At 39.6% G+C, this 17,161-nt stretch carries 16 protein-coding genes, 2 tRNA genes and 1 pseudogene; 15 read left to right on the top strand and 4 right to left on the bottom strand.

The genetic code is table 11. From position 1 onward, the window contains the following. From EG2_RS19185 to EG2_RS13650, 4 genes and pseudogenes are all read left to right on the top strand, one after another. A pseudogene (locus EG2_RS19185) lies at window positions 1–379 on the top strand (ABC transporter ATP-binding protein); the annotation flags it as partial. Beyond that, window positions 379–894 carry an ATP-binding cassette domain-containing protein gene (locus EG2_RS13660; protein ID WP_021149217.1) on the top strand — a complete coding sequence of 172 codons (516 nt, stop codon included), beginning with the start codon at window positions 379–381 and terminating at the stop codon, window positions 892–894. The pseudogene EG2_RS19185 and the gene EG2_RS13660, both read left to right, overlap by 1 nt. A gap of 347 nt (window positions 895–1,241) precedes the next feature. After that, window positions 1,242–2,813: an ATP-binding cassette domain-containing protein gene (locus tag EG2_RS13655; RefSeq protein ID WP_060815110.1), complete on the top strand. Its 1,572-nt coding sequence runs from the start codon at window positions 1,242–1,244 to the stop codon at window positions 2,811–2,813. A 3-nt stretch (window positions 2,814–2,816) separates the two neighbouring features. After that, on the top strand, window positions 2,817–3,254 hold the full coding sequence (locus EG2_RS13650; RefSeq protein WP_003127312.1) for a helix-turn-helix domain-containing protein: 438 nt from the start codon (window positions 2,817–2,819) through the stop codon (window positions 3,252–3,254). Window positions 3,255–3,422: 168 nt separating this feature from the next. Here EG2_RS13650 and EG2_RS13645 read toward each other — a convergent pair. Further along, window positions 3,423–3,495: transfer RNA gene (locus EG2_RS13645), tRNA-Thr, on the bottom strand. Between the two features lie 174 nt (window positions 3,496–3,669). Here EG2_RS13645 and EG2_RS13640 point away from each other — a divergent pair. Both EG2_RS13640 and EG2_RS13635 read left to right on the top strand, forming a co-directional pair. Then, window positions 3,670–3,743 (top strand) — tRNA-Asn (locus EG2_RS13640). A gap of 322 nt (window positions 3,744–4,065) precedes the next feature. After that, window positions 4,066–4,626 carry a YdeI/OmpD-associated family protein gene (locus EG2_RS13635; protein ID WP_003127314.1) on the top strand — a complete coding sequence of 187 codons (561 nt, stop codon included), beginning with the start codon at window positions 4,066–4,068 and terminating at the stop codon, window positions 4,624–4,626. A gap of 277 nt (window positions 4,627–4,903) precedes the next feature. Here EG2_RS13635 and EG2_RS13630 read toward each other — a convergent pair whose 3' ends face one another. Then, window positions 4,904–6,274 (bottom strand): PH domain-containing protein, encoded by a 1,371-nt coding sequence (locus EG2_RS13630; RefSeq protein ID WP_060815109.1) that lies wholly within the window; start codon window positions 6,272–6,274, stop codon window positions 4,904–4,906. Then, window positions 6,271–6,660 carry a GntR family transcriptional regulator gene (locus tag EG2_RS13625; RefSeq protein ID WP_003127317.1) on the bottom strand — a complete coding sequence of 130 codons (390 nt, stop codon included), beginning with the start codon at window positions 6,658–6,660 and terminating at the stop codon, window positions 6,271–6,273. The genes EG2_RS13630 and EG2_RS13625 overlap by 4 nt, the downstream gene beginning before the upstream one ends. Window positions 6,661–6,865: 205 nt before the next feature. On the opposite strand from EG2_RS13625, the gene EG2_RS13620 reads away from it, so the two are divergent. The 6 genes from EG2_RS13620 (at window position 6,866) to EG2_RS13590 (ending at window position 13,688) form a co-directional block, all read left to right on the top strand. After that, on the top strand, window positions 6,866–7,882 hold the full coding sequence (locus tag EG2_RS13620; protein WP_005471584.1) for an acyltransferase family protein: 1,017 nt from the start codon (window positions 6,866–6,868) through the stop codon (window positions 7,880–7,882). 117 nt (window positions 7,883–7,999) lie between these two features. Then, window positions 8,000–9,328 carry a C1 family peptidase gene (locus tag EG2_RS13615; protein WP_005471586.1) on the top strand — a complete coding sequence of 443 codons (1,329 nt, stop codon included), beginning with the start codon at window positions 8,000–8,002 and terminating at the stop codon, window positions 9,326–9,328. 338 nt (window positions 9,329–9,666) lie between these two features. Beyond that, window positions 9,667–11,055, top strand: a complete 1,389-nt coding sequence (locus EG2_RS13605) for an L-cystine transporter (protein WP_003127320.1) — start codon at window positions 9,667–9,669, stop codon at window positions 11,053–11,055. A 237-nt stretch (window positions 11,056–11,292) separates the two neighbouring features. Further along, complete coding sequence (locus tag EG2_RS13600) at window positions 11,293–12,069, top strand: tyrosine-protein phosphatase (RefSeq protein WP_005471589.1); 777 nt, start codon at window positions 11,293–11,295, stop codon at window positions 12,067–12,069. Between the two features lie 14 nt (window positions 12,070–12,083). Next, window positions 12,084–12,914 carry a fructosamine kinase family protein gene (locus tag EG2_RS13595; RefSeq protein WP_005471595.1) on the top strand — a complete coding sequence of 277 codons (831 nt, stop codon included), beginning with the start codon at window positions 12,084–12,086 and terminating at the stop codon, window positions 12,912–12,914. A 15-nt stretch (window positions 12,915–12,929) separates the two neighbouring features. Beyond that, window positions 12,930–13,688, top strand: coding sequence for an acyl-ACP thioesterase domain-containing protein (locus EG2_RS13590; RefSeq protein ID WP_003127324.1), 759 nt, complete (start codon window positions 12,930–12,932; stop codon window positions 13,686–13,688). Window positions 13,689–13,802: 114 nt separating this feature from the next. On the opposite strand, the gene EG2_RS13585 is transcribed toward EG2_RS13590, so the two are convergent. Beyond that, complete coding sequence (locus EG2_RS13585) at window positions 13,803–14,771, bottom strand: asparaginase (RefSeq protein ID WP_060815108.1); 969 nt, start codon at window positions 14,769–14,771, stop codon at window positions 13,803–13,805. A gap of 85 nt (window positions 14,772–14,856) precedes the next feature. On the opposite strand from EG2_RS13585, the gene EG2_RS13580 reads away from it, so the two are divergent. The 3 genes from EG2_RS13580 to EG2_RS13570 all read left to right on the top strand — a co-directional run bounded on the left by EG2_RS13580 (window position 14,857) and on the right by EG2_RS13570 (window position 17,115). Beyond that, on the top strand, window positions 14,857–15,687 hold the full coding sequence (locus EG2_RS13580; RefSeq protein ID WP_003127326.1) for a DUF72 domain-containing protein: 831 nt from the start codon (window positions 14,857–14,859) through the stop codon (window positions 15,685–15,687). Between the two features lie 8 nt (window positions 15,688–15,695). Next, window positions 15,696–16,535, top strand: a complete 840-nt coding sequence (locus EG2_RS13575; RefSeq protein ID WP_003127327.1) for a Cof-type HAD-IIB family hydrolase — start codon at window positions 15,696–15,698, stop codon at window positions 16,533–16,535. Window positions 16,536–16,602: 67 nt separating this feature from the next. Then, window positions 16,603–17,115 carry a pyrophosphohydrolase domain-containing protein gene (locus tag EG2_RS13570; protein ID WP_003127328.1) on the top strand — a complete coding sequence of 171 codons (513 nt, stop codon included), beginning with the start codon at window positions 16,603–16,605 and terminating at the stop codon, window positions 17,113–17,115. Window positions 17,116–17,161 lie beyond the last annotated feature (46 nt).

The following is a 17,161-nucleotide window of genomic DNA, read 5'->3' as shown; positions in this document are numbered from 1 at the left end:
TTTTCTAGTTGCGGTCATTAAATTAGTCATCGTTATATTAACATTTGCAAACGTTATATCTATTAGTTTAGGTGGATTAGTCGCGTTGGTTACTTATGTCGATAGAGTTTATACACCAATTGCTATCTTCAATGTAGTTTTTGTCCAATATCATTTGGATAAAGTTACATATCAACGATTACAAGATTTTTATGATACTTCAAATGATGAAGGCCTCTTCATCGAAGGAGCACCTATACAATCCATAGCAACTATCAGTCTGACCAATTTAAATTTAACCATTCAAAACAAACGAATATTGAAAGATTTCAATTTAGACTTAGAGAAAGATAAAATTTTGGACTTGTTGGAGAAAGTGGAGCTGGGAAATCTTCTTTGATGAAAGTTATATTGGGATTATTCAAACCCACTAGTGGAGATATTTTTGTGAATCATAAGAATTTATCTTCGTATAATTTAAATGAATACTACAATCATATTTTCTATCTCTCACAAGATGCTCCTATTTTTCAGGGAACATTAAAAGAAAATATTGTTTTTGACAAAAATATACCAGATATTCAAGTAATAGAGGCACTAGAGAAATGTCAATTAGGACATTTTTATCATTCACTTGAAGAAGGATTAGATACACGAATTGGTGAAAAAGGTTCTAATATTTCTGGTGGAGAGAAGCAGCGTATTGCGTTTGCGAGAATGTTCTTTTCTACTGCAGAGATAATAGTGATAGATGAGGCCACTTCGGCATTGGATGAATCAACCGAAGAAAAGTTGCTCAAAGAAGTAATGAAAATATTTAAGAATAGGATCGTCCTTATGATTACCCATCGTCCGAAAAACCTTGAAATTGTTGATGAAGTAATCGTACTTAGTAATGGTTATAAAATCAGATAAGTGATTTCACCGTATACGGAGTAAATAGACTAACTACGACTAACTGGAGAGCAGCAAGGTCTGAATACGAAATAAGCTGGGAATGTTTATGCTAGTTTATTTTTTCTGCAATAACTCTCCATTTTCCTGTTTTCCGTAACTATTTAATTTCCCACTTCCAACTAATTTCCCACACGTACTATTTAAATAGTTTGTAGTTGCTTTATTCAAGGCAGGTGTTCGTATATTTTCTAATTGAAGTGTCGTTTTGTTTTTTCGTATTTTTTCCTAATTTAAGGGAAATAATTGACTTTTATAAATGATAAAGAGTACAATTATGAAAAATAAAACGAAAAAGAGGAAAAAATATGAAAAATGTTCTAAAAGAAAATAAGCAATTTGTATTAATAACCAGTCTATTAGTTGTTATTGGCTCTTTAACATCAATGATTACTCCTCTATTCATACAATATTTTAATGAAAATAAGATCAAACTAACCTATGAGATAATGCTCTTTATAGTTATAGTTATGTTGTTTTCTTTCTTATTGCAGACTTTCATGCTCGTGTATAGAGAAAATTTTGCAGCAAAGTTTAATTCGAATTATTTGTTCAAACTGATAAGTAAGCTGACTAAAATTTCTTATGATGGTTTTATTGAAAAAGAACCCACGTATTTAATTAATCGTATATTTACTTCAGTGGATTCTTTATATTTATTTTTGATTAATAGTGTATCGACTATAGTAAAGTCATGTTTTGTAATTTTGTTATCTCTAGGAATTGTTGGATTTATATCATGGAAAATTTTTTTGCTCTTATTGATATTACTTCCTTTAAATTTAGTTGGCTTTAAGCATATTAACAAGCAATTATCTATTAGAATGGAAAAAATGCAAAAAGATGCTGCAAGTGCAAATAAAGATTTAATTGTGACATTATCAAATGTGGATAATATAAAATCCCAAGCTAATGTATCTGCATTAGAACATCTGCTTAAACCAAAGTTGATTGCAATGTATGATTCATTAGCAAATAATAATAAATATGCACAAGTTACTAGTAATGCTATTGTCTTTATTAATCAATTGGTTCAAAATATGACTTATATTTGGGCGAGTATATTAATTGTTCAAAATGAATTTCCTGTGGGAAATTTAATTATTCTAAGTATTGTTATTCCAATGTATTATTCCGCTTTAAGTGATTTATCTAAGGCAAATGTAGATTATAAATCTTTAACTATTTCTAATGAGTTCATTAAGAATAATCTTGACTTATTACGTGAAGAAAATGGGGAAATAAAAATACAAAATATAAACAATATTGAGTTTAATTTCCCATCATTTTTAATAAATAAACAAATTTTTAATTATAATTTAAAAGAAGTAGTGAATAAAGGGGATATAGTTTATATAGAAGGAGATTCTGGTAGTGGAAAAACTTCTCTATTGAGACTGATGTTGAAATTTAGAAAATCTAAAGGAATAAAGATCAATGGATTAGAAATTAACAGCTTGGAAAATTCAAGTTTAAGGAATAAAATTGCTTATATTTCACAAGATCCAACGATTTTGTCTACGTCATTAGAAAACAATATAGGAATGGGAAGAAAACTAACCAGAGATGAAAAATATTTGATTGAAACATCTGGTATTTTAAGTCCGATATTTAAAGAAAAGCATTGGGATAGTGTATTATTAGAAAATGGTGCGAATTTATCTGGAGGAGAAAAACAAAGAATTGCAGTATGTAGATTAATTATATCTGATGCAGAATTATATATTTTAGATGAAAGCATTAGTAATATAGATAAAGAATCTGCAAATGCAATATTGAATTTCATTACAATCAAATCACAAGAGAAAATTATTTTATATACAACCCATGATAAATCATTCAAGAAATACGCGAACAAAATTATTAATGTAAGGAGATAAACTATGAATCACGATTTGCTAAGTGTATCTGAAGTTGCGGATGCATTGGGAGTAACTACAAGAACTATTAGAAACTACTTGTCTGATGGTAAATTAAAAGGGCAAAAGATTGGTGGACAATGGAAATTTTTGAAATCCGAAGTGTATCGTTTTATAGGTCAGTCAGTTGAGAACCCTGTTACTAACTTTTTTGAAAACGAGAATCATTTTAAAACGGGTTCAATACTCGTCATTAATATTCCAATCTCTAGTATGAGGTTAGTTGAAAATTTAAAAAATGATTTGTTGAATCAATATAACAATGTATACGATGGAGAAAACCGACAGTTCTTTTATCAGGCAATTTCTAAAGAACAAGCCAGAGTAATAATACAAGGCCCTATAGAATACGTAGCTAGTTTTGGTGACTGGATAAATAATAGGCTAAGAAGTTATTCTTGAGAATCATTGATATTTATGATTGTTCAAATGAACATAATGAACAGTGTGAAATAGTGATGCAATGCATGGACCGTTTATCATTTTCGTTGTTGAAATAAGGAGCAACTGAAAATCATCGGTGCTAACTGCAAACAAAAAAACAACGTCCCAAGAACGTTGTTTTGAGAAAGCCACTTGACGGGCTTGAACCGTCGACCTCATCCTTACCATGGATGCGCTCTACCAACTGAGCTAAAGCGGCTTGTTATTTAACACAAGATATAGAATACCTGAAAGCCTGCTGTTTGTCAATTCCATTTTTTCAAGAGTACTGGGATTTTTTGTCAAAAAAGGTGAACAACAAGACAAAGAAGCAAAAATTTCTTTTTTCACTTGCCAACTTATCTGAATATTTGCTATATTACAGGTAGATTCTTCCGGCATAGCTCAGTTGGTAGTAGCGCATGACTGTTAATCATGATGTCGTAGGTTCGAGTCCTACTGCCGGAGTCATAAATAAAACGTCCCCATTGATGAAAAGATGATGGATGGGTAAAGCAAACCCCCCTGAAATTCAGGGGGGTTGCTTTATAGATAGATTCAACAGTTTATCTCCTTGCGGCTACTTGTTTTTTGGATAAGCAAAGCAGTCGACATAGGGAAGTCACTTTATTTCAGAGACTCGATAGTTGTCTGCTGCTTTACGATGCTTATATGTTGACCTACCCCACAGTGATTTATTGGAAAATGACTCATTCGACTATTGCGCAAGTCAAGACCCAGTTTCCTTAAAAAGGTGTCCAAAGTGGATAAAGAAGATGAGAGGGATTCTATGGACAACAGCATTACATTTACAAATAGAAATGAATTTCGTGACTGGCTTCAAGAGTATGGTGTATCAAGTGAAGGGGTTTGGCTTTTGATCGGAAAAGCTGGCGGTCCTAAGACGATAAAGGCTCACGAGGCACTTGAAGAAGCGCTTTGTTTTGGCTGGATCGATGGCGTCATGCAAAAGATTGATGATAAAACATACAAGAAATACTTTGCGAGGCGCAGAAAGAACAGCAAGTGGTCAGAAAAAAACAAAGCACTAGCTGAAACATTGGAAAGCCAAGGACTAATGACTGATTATGGTCGAAGAAAAATAGAAGAGGCCAAGAAAAACGGTCAATGGGATGCGGTTCAGTCTCCAAAGATTTCGGAGGAACAAATCTATACCGTAGCAAGCTTATTAAAGAAACATGAGGCAGCTTATACAAATTTCCAAGCAATGTCTCTCTCTGTCAAAAAGACCTACACGCGGGCATACTATGATGCAAAAACCGACACTGGACGCGAAAAGCGTTTGTCTTGGATGATTGAACGGCTAGCGAAGAATCTGAAACCAATGTAGCGATTTTTGGGACTGTGCCATAAGTCTCCTACAAGTAACACTATCCGAACATTAATGATTATTGCTCCTGCGGTGCAGGGACTCCTCGTCGCAAAAGTCAGAGGAATCTATCCTAGCAACAGACTATTATTCGGTTTAACTTGTTGGATGATGACATATGGCACAGTCCTGATAGCTAAGAAGCATGAAAAATCAAGCGAAGCGACTCGGGCAATTTTTACTAATTGCAGGTGTCGCTTCGCTTGTTTGTCTTGCTTGCTAAATATCTTCTTATTGCCTACTGAAGCTTTTGCTCCAGAGTCTCATACAGTTTGACGGTCTCAGAGGCGTCTTTGTTCGTATAGTAGATCGTGATATCGGCTGTCGAGAGCCGAAGAATGGGTTGCGATCGTTTGTCCATGAATAGTTTCGCAGATTGACCAGCAACGTTAAAGTTGCCTGTCAGGTAATGATCTGTCGCCATCCCCATTGTGCGAACCGTTGGCTCTGGAAGTGTATCAACAAGCGTGACTGTTCTGATTTCATCCAACGGAATCGTTTGTCGGCTAGCTAATGGGGCATCAAACTGTACGGATTGATCTGTCATCTCTCCACTTATTGCATCAGGATTAAAATCTAATTGATACAAAGGAACGATAGTGACAACCATGATCGCGATCATCAGAATGCCGGTGCCGATTGCTAAACCTTTTCCGGTCTTTTTGCCTAAATTGATACCGATATTCAACCCCACGCGGTCAGGGACAAATAATCGAGGATCTGTTGGATTAATGTACACGCCATAACGCCAATAACGGTCTTCATCATAATACCGTTGTTCCGTAGAAGCCAACAATTGATCTTGTTTTTTTCGTAATCGCAGCAATAGCCCAAAAGGAACGACCATCAAGAAGACCAGTAACAAGACGAAAAGAACAGCGGATAACTCTCCAACTACCCCCGTCAACTGGGTCGAGAGCAGTGGAACAAAAAACAATAGCAGTGTGCCCGTGCTCATTAAGACGACCAGAAGGGACCAATAGAATTTCGTTAAATCATTGAACTGTTGATTGATTTGAAAATCCTTCGTCAATGGACGTACTGGTAAGCGGCGAATCACTTGCCATAAATAGAGGAAAAGCAAAAAGATCAAGCAGTTGATGAGGCTGAATAGCCAACCGGGTCCGTTCTCCGCGGTAGGGAAATAAATTACACCAGCAATGACTAATAACAATGATGGAAGAAAACTGACTAATGGCAACAGTTTTCTATTTTTTTGCTGGATCAATTTGGTGTCTACTAAAACAGGATCGATAGGGAGTCCCCAGTTCTTATGCTCAATTAGTTCGTGCATTTTTCCAATATAATGAATTTGTAAGACGTAGCTTGCCCCCAGAAGCAAAAACAAGAGCAGCCAGAAAAAGGTCATGAGGATAGAGCCATATAAATTGAACAAAAAAATCAGACTTGCTACACTTAAGATACCGACAAACTGCATAATACGGCGGCGGTATTCAGCAACTAACGCCAAAACGTCCGGATGCTGCAAGTGATCAGGAGATAATGTATTTTCCAATAATATGTTTTTGTGGGGCTTACTGAGCAGATTCATTGTAAAAGCGATAGAAAAAATGACGATCAGATTTATGCCAAAGAAAATGTAATTCATTTCAATTCGGTCCTTTCAGAAAACTGTTCTAAACATTGCTGAATATCGGCAATGATCGCTGCTTCGCTTTTTCCGTGAATCAATGCAGAGGCTACTTGCAGCTGCAGCTGTTGTTGATAATATTCTTCTTCGGAGAAGGTAAAGCTGCGAGGCGCTGCGACAGCAGTTCCTTTGCGCCGATCGGTAATCAGCAGCCCGTCTTCTTTCAGTGAATTATAGGCTTTAGAAATAGTCATCGTGTTGATGCCAATCTCTTCTGCAAGTTGACGGACAGAGGGAAGTAGTTCGCCGACAGCTAATTCGCCTGTTGCGATCCCAAGAATGATTTGATCGCGTAATTGTTGATAGATGGGTGTATTGCTTTGAGGTTTGATTTCGAATTGCACTGGCGCTCTCTCCTTTGTATTATCTATATTAATACAAATAGATGGAACATGCAATCAATAATCATCCTCTCTATAAGGAACTCACTTCGCAGCATTAGGAGTAATAAACTGAAATTTTTCGTTGCTGTTTTGCAATCACTTTGTTATCGCAGTGACTGAATATTACGGTATGCTTTTAGTTAGAAAAAATAAAGGAGGAGACATTATGAGCCACTCCCCGAGGACGGCTTACTTCGATAATGCAAAATTTTTATTAATGATTTTAGTGGTTTTCAGCCACTTATTGCAACCATTCATTGGTGATCACAAGTTTTATCATGATCTGTACTATTTTATTTTTACCTTTCATATGCCAGCCTTTGTTTTTTTAGCAGGTTATTTTGCCAAACCGCTCACAAAAGGTTCAAAAGTTCGAGATCTGGTCAAAAAGTTTCTACTTCCTTATGTGTTTTTTCAACTTTTTTATACAGTTTATTACTGGGTGATTGGACTTGACGCGTCGTTGAATATTCAGCTGCTCAACCCTCAATGGGCATTGTGGTTCTTACTCAGCATGTTCTTTTGGCAGCTTTCTCTCGTCTTTTTTCAGAAAATGACTGCCAGAAAAGCCATCTTGCTTAGTGTGCTGCTGAGCATTTTTGCTGGTTACCTCCCTTTTATTAATCAAGTTCTGACACTGCAGCGGACATTTGTCTTTCTACCATTTTTTATCATCGGTTTTTATTTTCCTAAAAATGAGATGCAGTTTTTACAAGGAACACGAATAAAAAAAATCAGTCTGGTTTTCTTGCCGATTATCTACTTGTTTATTGCGCTTTTCCATGGGATGAATAAGTACATGGTCTTTGGCTCGAAACCTTATGAAGACTATCTGAGCTATCCATTGTTCGGAGGACCATTACGAGGGGTGTTCTTTGTGATTGGACTGCTGGGGATCATTGGTTTTCTGCGACTCGTCCCACGGCAACAGCTGTTTTTTACCAAATGGGGCAAGAACACACTGTTAGTCTATTTGCTGCAAGGGATCTTTATTAAAGGATTGAGAGCACTGGCAATCACTGAACTAAACTTGTCACTGCTCGGATTTATGGCGTTGATCGTCGTCAGTGTTTTACTGACGATCCTATTAGCCAGCAGACCTGTTCGGCAGTTCTACGCCCGTTTTGAAGAAGGGATTTCTTTTGTCCTATTGGGCTTGGGTATCTTCATGATTGCGAACTGAATCTAAATGGAAACACCGCCTTCGCAAGTTTGGATCTGCCAGACTTTTGCTCAGGCGGTTGTTATTTGATTTGGACAAGAGTAAAATGAAGAGAATAAAGTGAAAGGATGGAGAAATATGTCAGAAATTTCCAAAAATACTACTGAAAAATTTGCTGAAGCGTATCAGCAAAATAACAAGCAAAATGCACTGCAAAGAGGCGTGGTCAAAAACGGGATCACTGCTTCAGCAGAAACGATTCAAGGCCATGTCAACAATGTACCAGTCTTTTCAGTTGATGTGACGACTGGCAAAGTGTCAAACCAAAAACAATCAGGTCGCTGCTGGATGTTTGCAGCATTGAACACATTCCGTCACAAAATGTTGAATGCCTTTAATTTGAAGGACTTTGAATTGTCACAGAACCATACTTTTTTCTGGGATAAATATGAAAAAGCCAACTATTTTTATGAAAATGTCTTGGCAACAGCACAAGAGCCTTTATCTAGCCGCAAGGTTGCTTTCTTGCTGCAAACACCCCAACAAGATGGCGGACAATGGGATATGATCGTGTCGATCTTTCAAAAATATGGTGTCGTGCCAAAAGCAGTGATGCCAGAAAGCAGTAATTCATCGAATTCCCGTGACTTGAACAACTACTTGAACAAAAAATTGCGCAAAGATGCTGGGACATTGCGCCAATTAGTGGCGGATGGACAATCCGAAGCAGCTATTCAAGAAGCAAAAGAAGGGATGCTACAAGAAATCTACAATTTCTTAGCGACTTCTTTGGGGACTCCACCAGAAACGTTTGACTTTGAATACCGTGATGAAGAGAAAAATTATCATATTGATCGCGGACTGACGCCGCAAACATTTTATGACAAATATGTAGGGGTAGATCTGGATGATTATGTAAGCATCATCAACGCCCCTACTGCTGACAAACCTTATAACAAGTCCTATACAGTGGAAATGTTGGGGAACGTTGTTGGAGGTAAAGAAGTGAAATATTTGAATGTGGATATGGAAACATTCAAAAAATTGGCGATTGCCCAATTAGAACAAGGAGAATCTGTCTGGTTTGGCTGTGATGTTGGGCAATCTTCTACCCGTGATTCTGGAATCATGGCATTGGATGCGTATGATATGAACGACTTATTCGATATCGATTTCACGATGACGAAAGCTCAACGTTTAGATTATGGTGAAAGTCTGATGACCCATGCGATGGTCTTGACTGGTGTGGACATCGTTGATGGCAAATCAACAAAATGGAAAGTCGAAAACAGCTGGGGAGAAAAAGTCGGTACCAATGGATTTTTTGTAATGAGTGATGAATGGATGGATGAGTACACCTATCAAATCGTTGTTCGCAAGGAATTTTTGACGGCCGAACAACTCGCTGCTTTTGAAGCAGAGCCGCAAGTCTTAGCTCCTTGGGACCCTATGGGAGCTTTAGCATAATGAAGAAATGAAAAGCTGTGGGCGTATGTTAAGAGACGATCGAACAAATTTTACGAGGACTGAGATAGAAACGGTTCATTTTCTATCAGGTAGACCAATTTGTTTGATGGACCGTTTATTAGCTGCGCTGTCACAGCTTTTTTTGTCCATTTTTATGATCTTTAGCAGAAAAATGTGAAACTTATTAATTGTAAGATCGCCATTCTTTCTATAAAATAAAACAGTCACTAATGATGCCACACGTCTCATTAGAGTGAACTGTTGAAGAATGGTCACTGGGAACCTTTACTTCCACTGACAGACTTTGTCATTTTACTTAATGTTAAAGGAGGAGACTAATGACAAATCTGTTTATAGTTATTGTTGTACTTATTTTTGCTGCCCTTATTTATGGGTTCTACCTGATGCAAAAGCGTCATCTGAAATTCTCTACACGAGTGTTTACAGCGTTGTTTGTCGGGATACTTTTTGGTGGTATCTTACAGGCGATCTTTGGAACTGGCTCGGAAGTGATCACCCAATCACTAGAGTGGATCACAATGGTGGGGAACGGCTATGTAGCACTGCTGCAAATGTTGATCATGCCATTGGTTTTTGTTTCGATCGTCGGGGCATTTACCAAGATGAAAGAAAGCGAAAAAATCAAAAAAATCAGCTTTACTGTGTTGGCTACTTTGTTGGGCACGACAGCAATCGCTGCACTGATCGGAATCGTGATGGTTATGTTGTTTGGTTTAGACGGTGCGAGTTTTACTGAAGGCGCAGCGGAGACCGCACGGATCGCTGAGTTGGCAGAACGTTCTACCCAAGTCCAAGACTTGTCAATTCCTCAACAGATCGTATCCTTTATTCCGAATAATGTTTTTGCCGATCTAGCTGGGACACGTTCAACGAGTACGATTGGAGTGGTAATTTTTTCTGCTTTTGTAGGGATTGCCTACTTAGGGGTGAAGAAAAAAGCCCCGAAAGAGGCGCAAACGTTTGCTGATCTAATGGATAGCTTGTACAAGATCGTGATGCGAATCGTCACACTTGTGTTGCGGTTGACTCCTTATGGTGTATTGGCGTTGATGACAAATGTTCTAGCATCAAGTGATTTCGAAGCGATCCTAAATCTTGGGAAATTTATTTTAGCTTCTTATGCAGCATTGATCATTGTCTTGCTCGTTCATTCCTTGTTGTTAGCGAGTGTAAAAGTCAATCCAATTACTTATTTCAAGAAAGCTTTTCCAGTGTTAAGTTTTGCATTTACTTCACGCTCAAGTGCCGGTGCGTTGCCATTGAATATCGAAACGCAAACAAAAGCGCTAGGTGTCGACGAAGCAACCGCCAATTTTGCTGGTAGCTTTGGCTTGTCAATTGGACAAAATGGCTGTGCTGGTGTGTATCCGGCGATGTTAGCCACGATCGTAGCGCCTACGGTAGGAATCAATGTCTTTGATTGGCAGTTTATCCTGCTTTTGGTGGCGGTCGTAACCATCAGTTCTTTTGGTGTTGCTGGTGTCGGTGGTGGGGCAACCTTTGCTTCATTGATCGTTTTAGGATCAATGAACTTGCCGATCGCAATCGTTGGTCTAGTCATTTCTGTTGAACCACTGATCGATATGGCTCGAACACTGGTTAATGTCAGTGACAGCATGGTTGCCGGTGTGGTGACTAGCAGTCGTATCCATGAACTAGATCGTGCAACACTTGAAAGTCAAACTGCTGTGATTGATGCCGATTGATTCAAGTAGAAGCCGCTACTAAAATCAAGTGATAACAAAAGAGTGTTTATTAAGAAAGACTGCGTGTGGTCTTTCTTTTTTTGTGACCAAAAATCAGAGTCACTATTGTTATTATGTGTCATTATGGCTTACTCTGACCGCTATCTTTAGTAGATGAGAGAATAATAAAGAAATATTCACCGCTTTTTTTATGGGTTTCTGCTATACTTTTTGTATACAGGCGCAGGAGGGATCAAGATGACACAACTGATTCAGTTAGAAAATGCAGCAAATGTCAGAGAATTAGGCGGTTATAAAACGACATCAGGGAAGACCATTAAGCGGAAAAAACTGATTCGTAGTGCCGCGATCAATGAGCTGTCTGAGACAGATCAAGCAACATTGAGCAACTATGGCATCAATCAAATCATTGATTTTCGTTCCTATGAAGAAGCCAAAGCACAGCCAGATCAGCCAATCCGTTATGCCCAGCAGTTCTTTTTGCCGATTTTTAGCGAAGATGAAACGATGGTTTCCTTATCACCAGAGACATTGAAGCAAAAGCTGGCAGATGGGGATGATGCAGAAGATCAGATGAAGAAGGTATATCGCCACTTTGTCGAAAGTCCGCATGCTCGAAAGCAATACCGTCATTTTTTTGACTTGGTATTAGAAAATGCGGAAGCAGGAGCAACCCTATTTCATTGTACAGCAGGGAAAGATCGAACAGGCTTCGGGGCATTTCTGCTCTTATCTTTATTAGAGGTGGATCAATCAACTATCAAACAAGACTATCTGGCAACGAATCGCTATCTGGGGCCTTTTTTAAAAGAGAAATTTGCCCCTATGGCGCAGCAAATGCCGCCTGAAGTTCTTGAAGCCATCACCACATTGATGAGTGCAAAAGAAAGTTTTCTTGATGAAAGTTTAGCAGCGATCAAAAAAGAATTTGGCACGGTGGATCAGTATTTAAAAGAAGGACTGGCAATCACAAAAGACGAAAAAGAGTATTTTCACGCCCACTTTACCGAGTAAAGGATGTGTCCAACATGAATCAGGAATTGCTTGCCCAGTTTGGGTTATCCGGAACATTAACGCCGATCAGCGGGGGTGACGTGAATCAGACGTTCCGGTTGCGGTCAGAAGAAAGACAGTATTTCTTGAAGTATCATCCAGGAGTATCCCAGCAGTTTTTTCAAGCAGAAGCAGCAGGATTGGCACAATTACGTCCCTATGTTCGCGTACCCGCCGTTTATCAATATGGAGATAACGAACATGGCGCCTACCTTTTGCTAGAATGGATCGATGTTGGTGAAGGTGATCAAGAGTCGATCGCCACTGCTTTAGCTGAGATCCATCGGCAAACAAGCCCAACGTTTGGATTTGAACAGGACAACTTTATTGGCTTATTGCCGCAGGTGAATCCCGCGGCAGAGGATTGGGTGAGTTTTTATACCACGTGCCGCTTAGACGTTCAGGTGGAATTGGCCAAGTTAGGAAATCATTGGAATCCTCGCCGAGAAGATAAGTACCTAAATCTGAAAGAAACGCTGTATCAAGAGTGGTCAGGTCGACAGGTTCAACCTTCTTTACTGCATGGTGACTTTTGGCGCGGCAATGTGCTGTTTGATCAGAAGGGTGATCCAGTTTTCATTGATCCGGCTGTATCCTTTGGTGATCGCGAACTTGATCTGGCGATGGCGCAATTATTCGGCGGATTTCGTCCGGAATTTTTCCAACGCTATCAGCAAGTCTTCCCGCTGGAAAAAAATTGGCAAGAGCGGGTTCCTGTGTATCAGTTGTACTATTTATTGGTTCATTTGAATCTATTCGGTGAAAGTTACGGCAATAATGTAGATGAGATTTTGAGTAGATATTAGGAGGCATTTGGCAAGATGGTAGCAAAGTATCAAAAAGAACATGAAGTCGCTTATTATGAGTGCGATATCAATCAGACAATGACGTTTCCAGCAATGTTGGGAGTGGCAATCAAAGTATCCGAAGAGCAAAGTGCAGTATTGGAGCGTGGGCCAGAATACATTCGCTCTTTTGGACTGACATGGATCATTACTACTTACCATATCACGGTCAATCGGTTGCCGATGGTCGGGGAACAGATCATGGTCTCAACACAAGCAAAAGAATACAATAAATATTTTTGCTACCGCTATTTCTGGCTGCACGACGCCCAAGGAAATGAATTAGTGAAGATCGAGTCGGTTTTTGCATTGATGGATTTGGCAACACGCAAAGTCAGCAGTGTTCCAGATGAGATCGTCGCTCCTTTTGAAAGTGAGAAAATCAAGCGCATCAAGCGCTATCCTAAAATCAATTCCCCAGAAAAAGGACATTTTTTACCTTATCGGGTTCGGTTTTATGATATCGACAGCAATCAGCACGTCAACAATGCAATGTATTTTAATTGGCTGCTGGATGTTTTAGGCTATGAATTTTTGACGACGCATCAAGTGAAGGAAATAACGATTCGTTTTGACCGAGAAGTTGAGTACGGGAACTTGGTAGAAAGTCATTTTGAAACGATTCGGGATGAGAACCATTTGGAAACATTACATGAGATCAGAATCGGAGAGACGACGTACTGCGAAGCCGCAATGAAGTGGCATGAACGAACAAAAAATAATGAAAACAACTAACCGCACTGACAATCGTCTGTTCTTAGCGATTGACCTTCTCTTAAAAAAGGTCAGTTGCTAAGAACAAGCGAAGGTGCGGTTTTTTGTCAGTTTAGTTTCTAAAAAAGTCAACAATCAGTTTTCCATAAAGTCGTGTAATTCAACTAATGGCAGCCAACGATTTTTGGCGATCAGCAATTTGATTCGGGCTTTTTGACTGTTGATGCTATTGCAAAAGATGACTCCCATCTCCTGCAGTTCTTTTCCGCCTCCAGAATAACCATAGACAGGTTCGGCAATACCGTTGAAACAGCGGGAGACTAGTACGACTGGGATTTGTTTCGCCAGTAATTTTTTTAACGGCGGTAATGTTTGGGGTGGTAGATTGCCAGCTCCGAGGGCTTCAATGACCAATCCATCGATATTGGATTCTGCTAAGGCCTCAAAAAGTTCTCCATGCATGCCGGCATAGGCTTTAACGATCGGAATCAAGCCATCGACCCGATCAACATCCAATTGGCGACTCTCTAATAGTTCCTGCATGAATAATATTCGATTTTTTGTGACCAGCCCAATGGGACCTAGTGTTGGCGTGCGAAAAGTTGCAACATTCGTTGTATGCGTCTTTGTGACATAACGAGCAGAGTGGATTTCGTCATTCATAACGACTAGAACACCCTTTTTTTGAGCATCATCACATTTTGCTACGCGAATGGCACTTTCAAAATTATATAAACCGTCACTGCCGACTTCATTACTGGAGCGCATGGCACCTGTAATGACGATAGGCAGCTGATTGCCGATCGTTGTATCTAGAAAAAAGGCAGTTTCTTCTAATGTATCTGTTCCGTGAGTGACAACTACGCCATCGATTCCACTTAAATGAGCCAACTGGATGCGTTCTTTGATTTGCAGCATTTGCTCAGGTGCAATGTGAGGACTAGGTAGATTAAAGATATCTTCAACGATCAGTTCAACATCGTCATCGATATGGATAGGGGCGTCCATCAATGGGTTTGTGACGTCTGGACTGACACCACCGGTCAACACATCTTCTTTCATGGCAATGGTGCCACCTGTATGCAAAACGAGGATTTTTTTCATTTTTGTCACCTCAAAGATTATTTTACTCATAACTCCAAAACTATTGTATACTAATCAAATAAGAAAACAAGCAAGGTGAGGAAAAATGATTCGAATTGGTTGTACGACATTTAGTGAACATGGTTCTCTTGTTCAGAGAAAAACATCAAAACTTTTTGAATATGCCAGTGTCTTTCCTGTGGTTGAACTGGATACGTCTTATCATTATTTACCCAAAGAGAAGGATGTGCGGAATTGGTTGACGCAGGTACCGGATAACTTCCGTTTTATTCTTAAAGTGCATCAAAGCGTAACGACACAAGGTGATTTGCCGGAAGGTATGTCTATGGCAGAAGCACTAACAGCTTTCAAGCAGGCGATTCAACCTATGGTGGATGCTGGCCGGCTTTATTGTTTGCTGGCACAATTTCCCAACCGGTTTAAGTGTACGAAAGAAAGTGTGGCGTATTTAGATGAAGTACGTCAGTGGTTTGCAGCGTATCCGGTGGCAATCGAGTTGCGGGATAATAGTTGGTATCAGCCAGAGTTCCGCTCTTCGATGCAAGCCTATATGCGCAAGCAAAAGTTCTCGTTGGTTATTGTTGATGAGCCCAAGAAACTCTCCACTACGGTTCCTTTAGAACCGCTAGTGACTAACCCGGCATTTGCCGTATGTCGTTTTCATGGCAGAAATGATGTTGGTTGGACAGCTACCGGACCTGACGCCAAAAAGAATCGGACGCTCTATCGCTACAATGAGAAAGAATTAAGTGAACTACGTCAAGCAGTCGAAGAAACAGCGGCTCACGCACAAGAAGTTGCTGTTATTTTTAACAATAATGCTGGCGGTGATGCGGCGGACAATGCCCGCGCGTTGATCGAAGCCATGCAAATCGATTACCAACAACTGAATCCTAGCCAATTGGAGCTATTTTGAGGAGTTATATGATTAAAGCAATTTTTTTTGACATCGATGGTACATTGATCGCAGATAACGGGAAAGCGATGGCAAGTACCCGAGCAGCGATCAAAGAAGCCAGAAAACAAGGTGTTTTATGTGGCGTGGCGACAGGCCGCGGACCTGTAGAATTAGAGAAAGTCATCGATTATTTAGATTTGGATATGTTCATCACCTATAATGGGCAGTTTGTCTACACCAAACAAAATTTGATTTATGCCAAACCTTTCTCGAAGAACATCCTTGAAGAAATTGTTGCATATGCAGATGAAAATTATCGGCAGGTAATGTTTGGCGGAGAAACCAAAGTGGCTGGCAGCTTGACGATTCGTTTGAGTCAATCACCAGTGATGCAACGTTATTTGCGATTCGTCCCAAAGAAGTTTCCCGTTGGGGTGCTAAAAAAATTGCTGCAGCGATTCAGTCCAAATCGAAATGCCAAACGGTATCAGTCTCTGGATATTTTGCGGGAACCAATTTATCAGTGCATTATGCTGAGTCCCGAATCAGAGAAAGAAAAGCTAAAGCAAAAACTGCCTTCCTGTGATTTCAAACGCTCCAATGCCTATTCAGTGGATATCGTCCCCAAGAAAGGCTCGAAAATGAAGGGAATCCATGAGTTTTTGGCTTATGAAGGGATCGCGATCGAGGAAGCCATGGCTTTTGGGGATCACGAAAATGATATCGAGATGTTGAAAGGTGTTGGTATTGGGGTGGCTATGGGGAATGCGCAGCAAGTGGCAAAGACAGCGGCCAATTATGTAACAGCATCTAATAATGAAGATGGTATCGCTCAGGCTCTGAAACACTATGGCATCATCGAATAACACATAACTAGAGGAATAAATGGAATACACGAATTGATTGAGTGAGATCAACGGAGGAGGAAAGAAGATGAGTCCTTTTGAAATGACAGAAGAATTTCATCAAACCTTTGACCCGACACGTCCGGAGCAACCACGGCCATTCACACCAGAAAAGGCCAGTTTCCGTGCAGGGTTCAAAGTAGAAGAATTAGTTGAGTTTTTGTATGCAGCGGCCAACAATGATCCCGAGCAGTTCGCACAGTCAGTGGCGGATCTGCATCAGGGAATCGAGCAAGCAAAAGAAAAGATCACTAGCAAACAAAAACCAGTGACGGATACGTTAGTCGAGCAAGTCGATGCCTTATGCGATCTTTTGTATTTCACCTATGGCTCTTTTTCACTATTGGGTGTCGATCCGGCACCAATTTTGAAAATCGTTCATGAAGCCAATATGGGGAAACTTTTTCCAGATGGCATGCCCCATTACCATCCTGTGACTCATAAAGTCATGAAACCTGCGGATTGGGAAGAACGTTTTGCTCCAGAGCCCCGCATCAAAGCTGAAATTGAACGTCAGATCGTAGCAAAAATGAAGAGTTGACTTGAAACGAGTGAACACCCATAAAAATAAGATGACCTTTGCAAAA

It is taken from the genome of Enterococcus gallinarum NBRC 100675, assembly GCF_001544275.1.
Classification (GTDB): Bacteria; Bacillota; Bacilli; order Lactobacillales; family Enterococcaceae; genus Enterococcus_D; species Enterococcus_D gallinarum.
The sequence above is the reverse complement of the archived record's forward strand: the minus strand, read 5'-3'. Positions and strand labels throughout refer to the sequence as shown.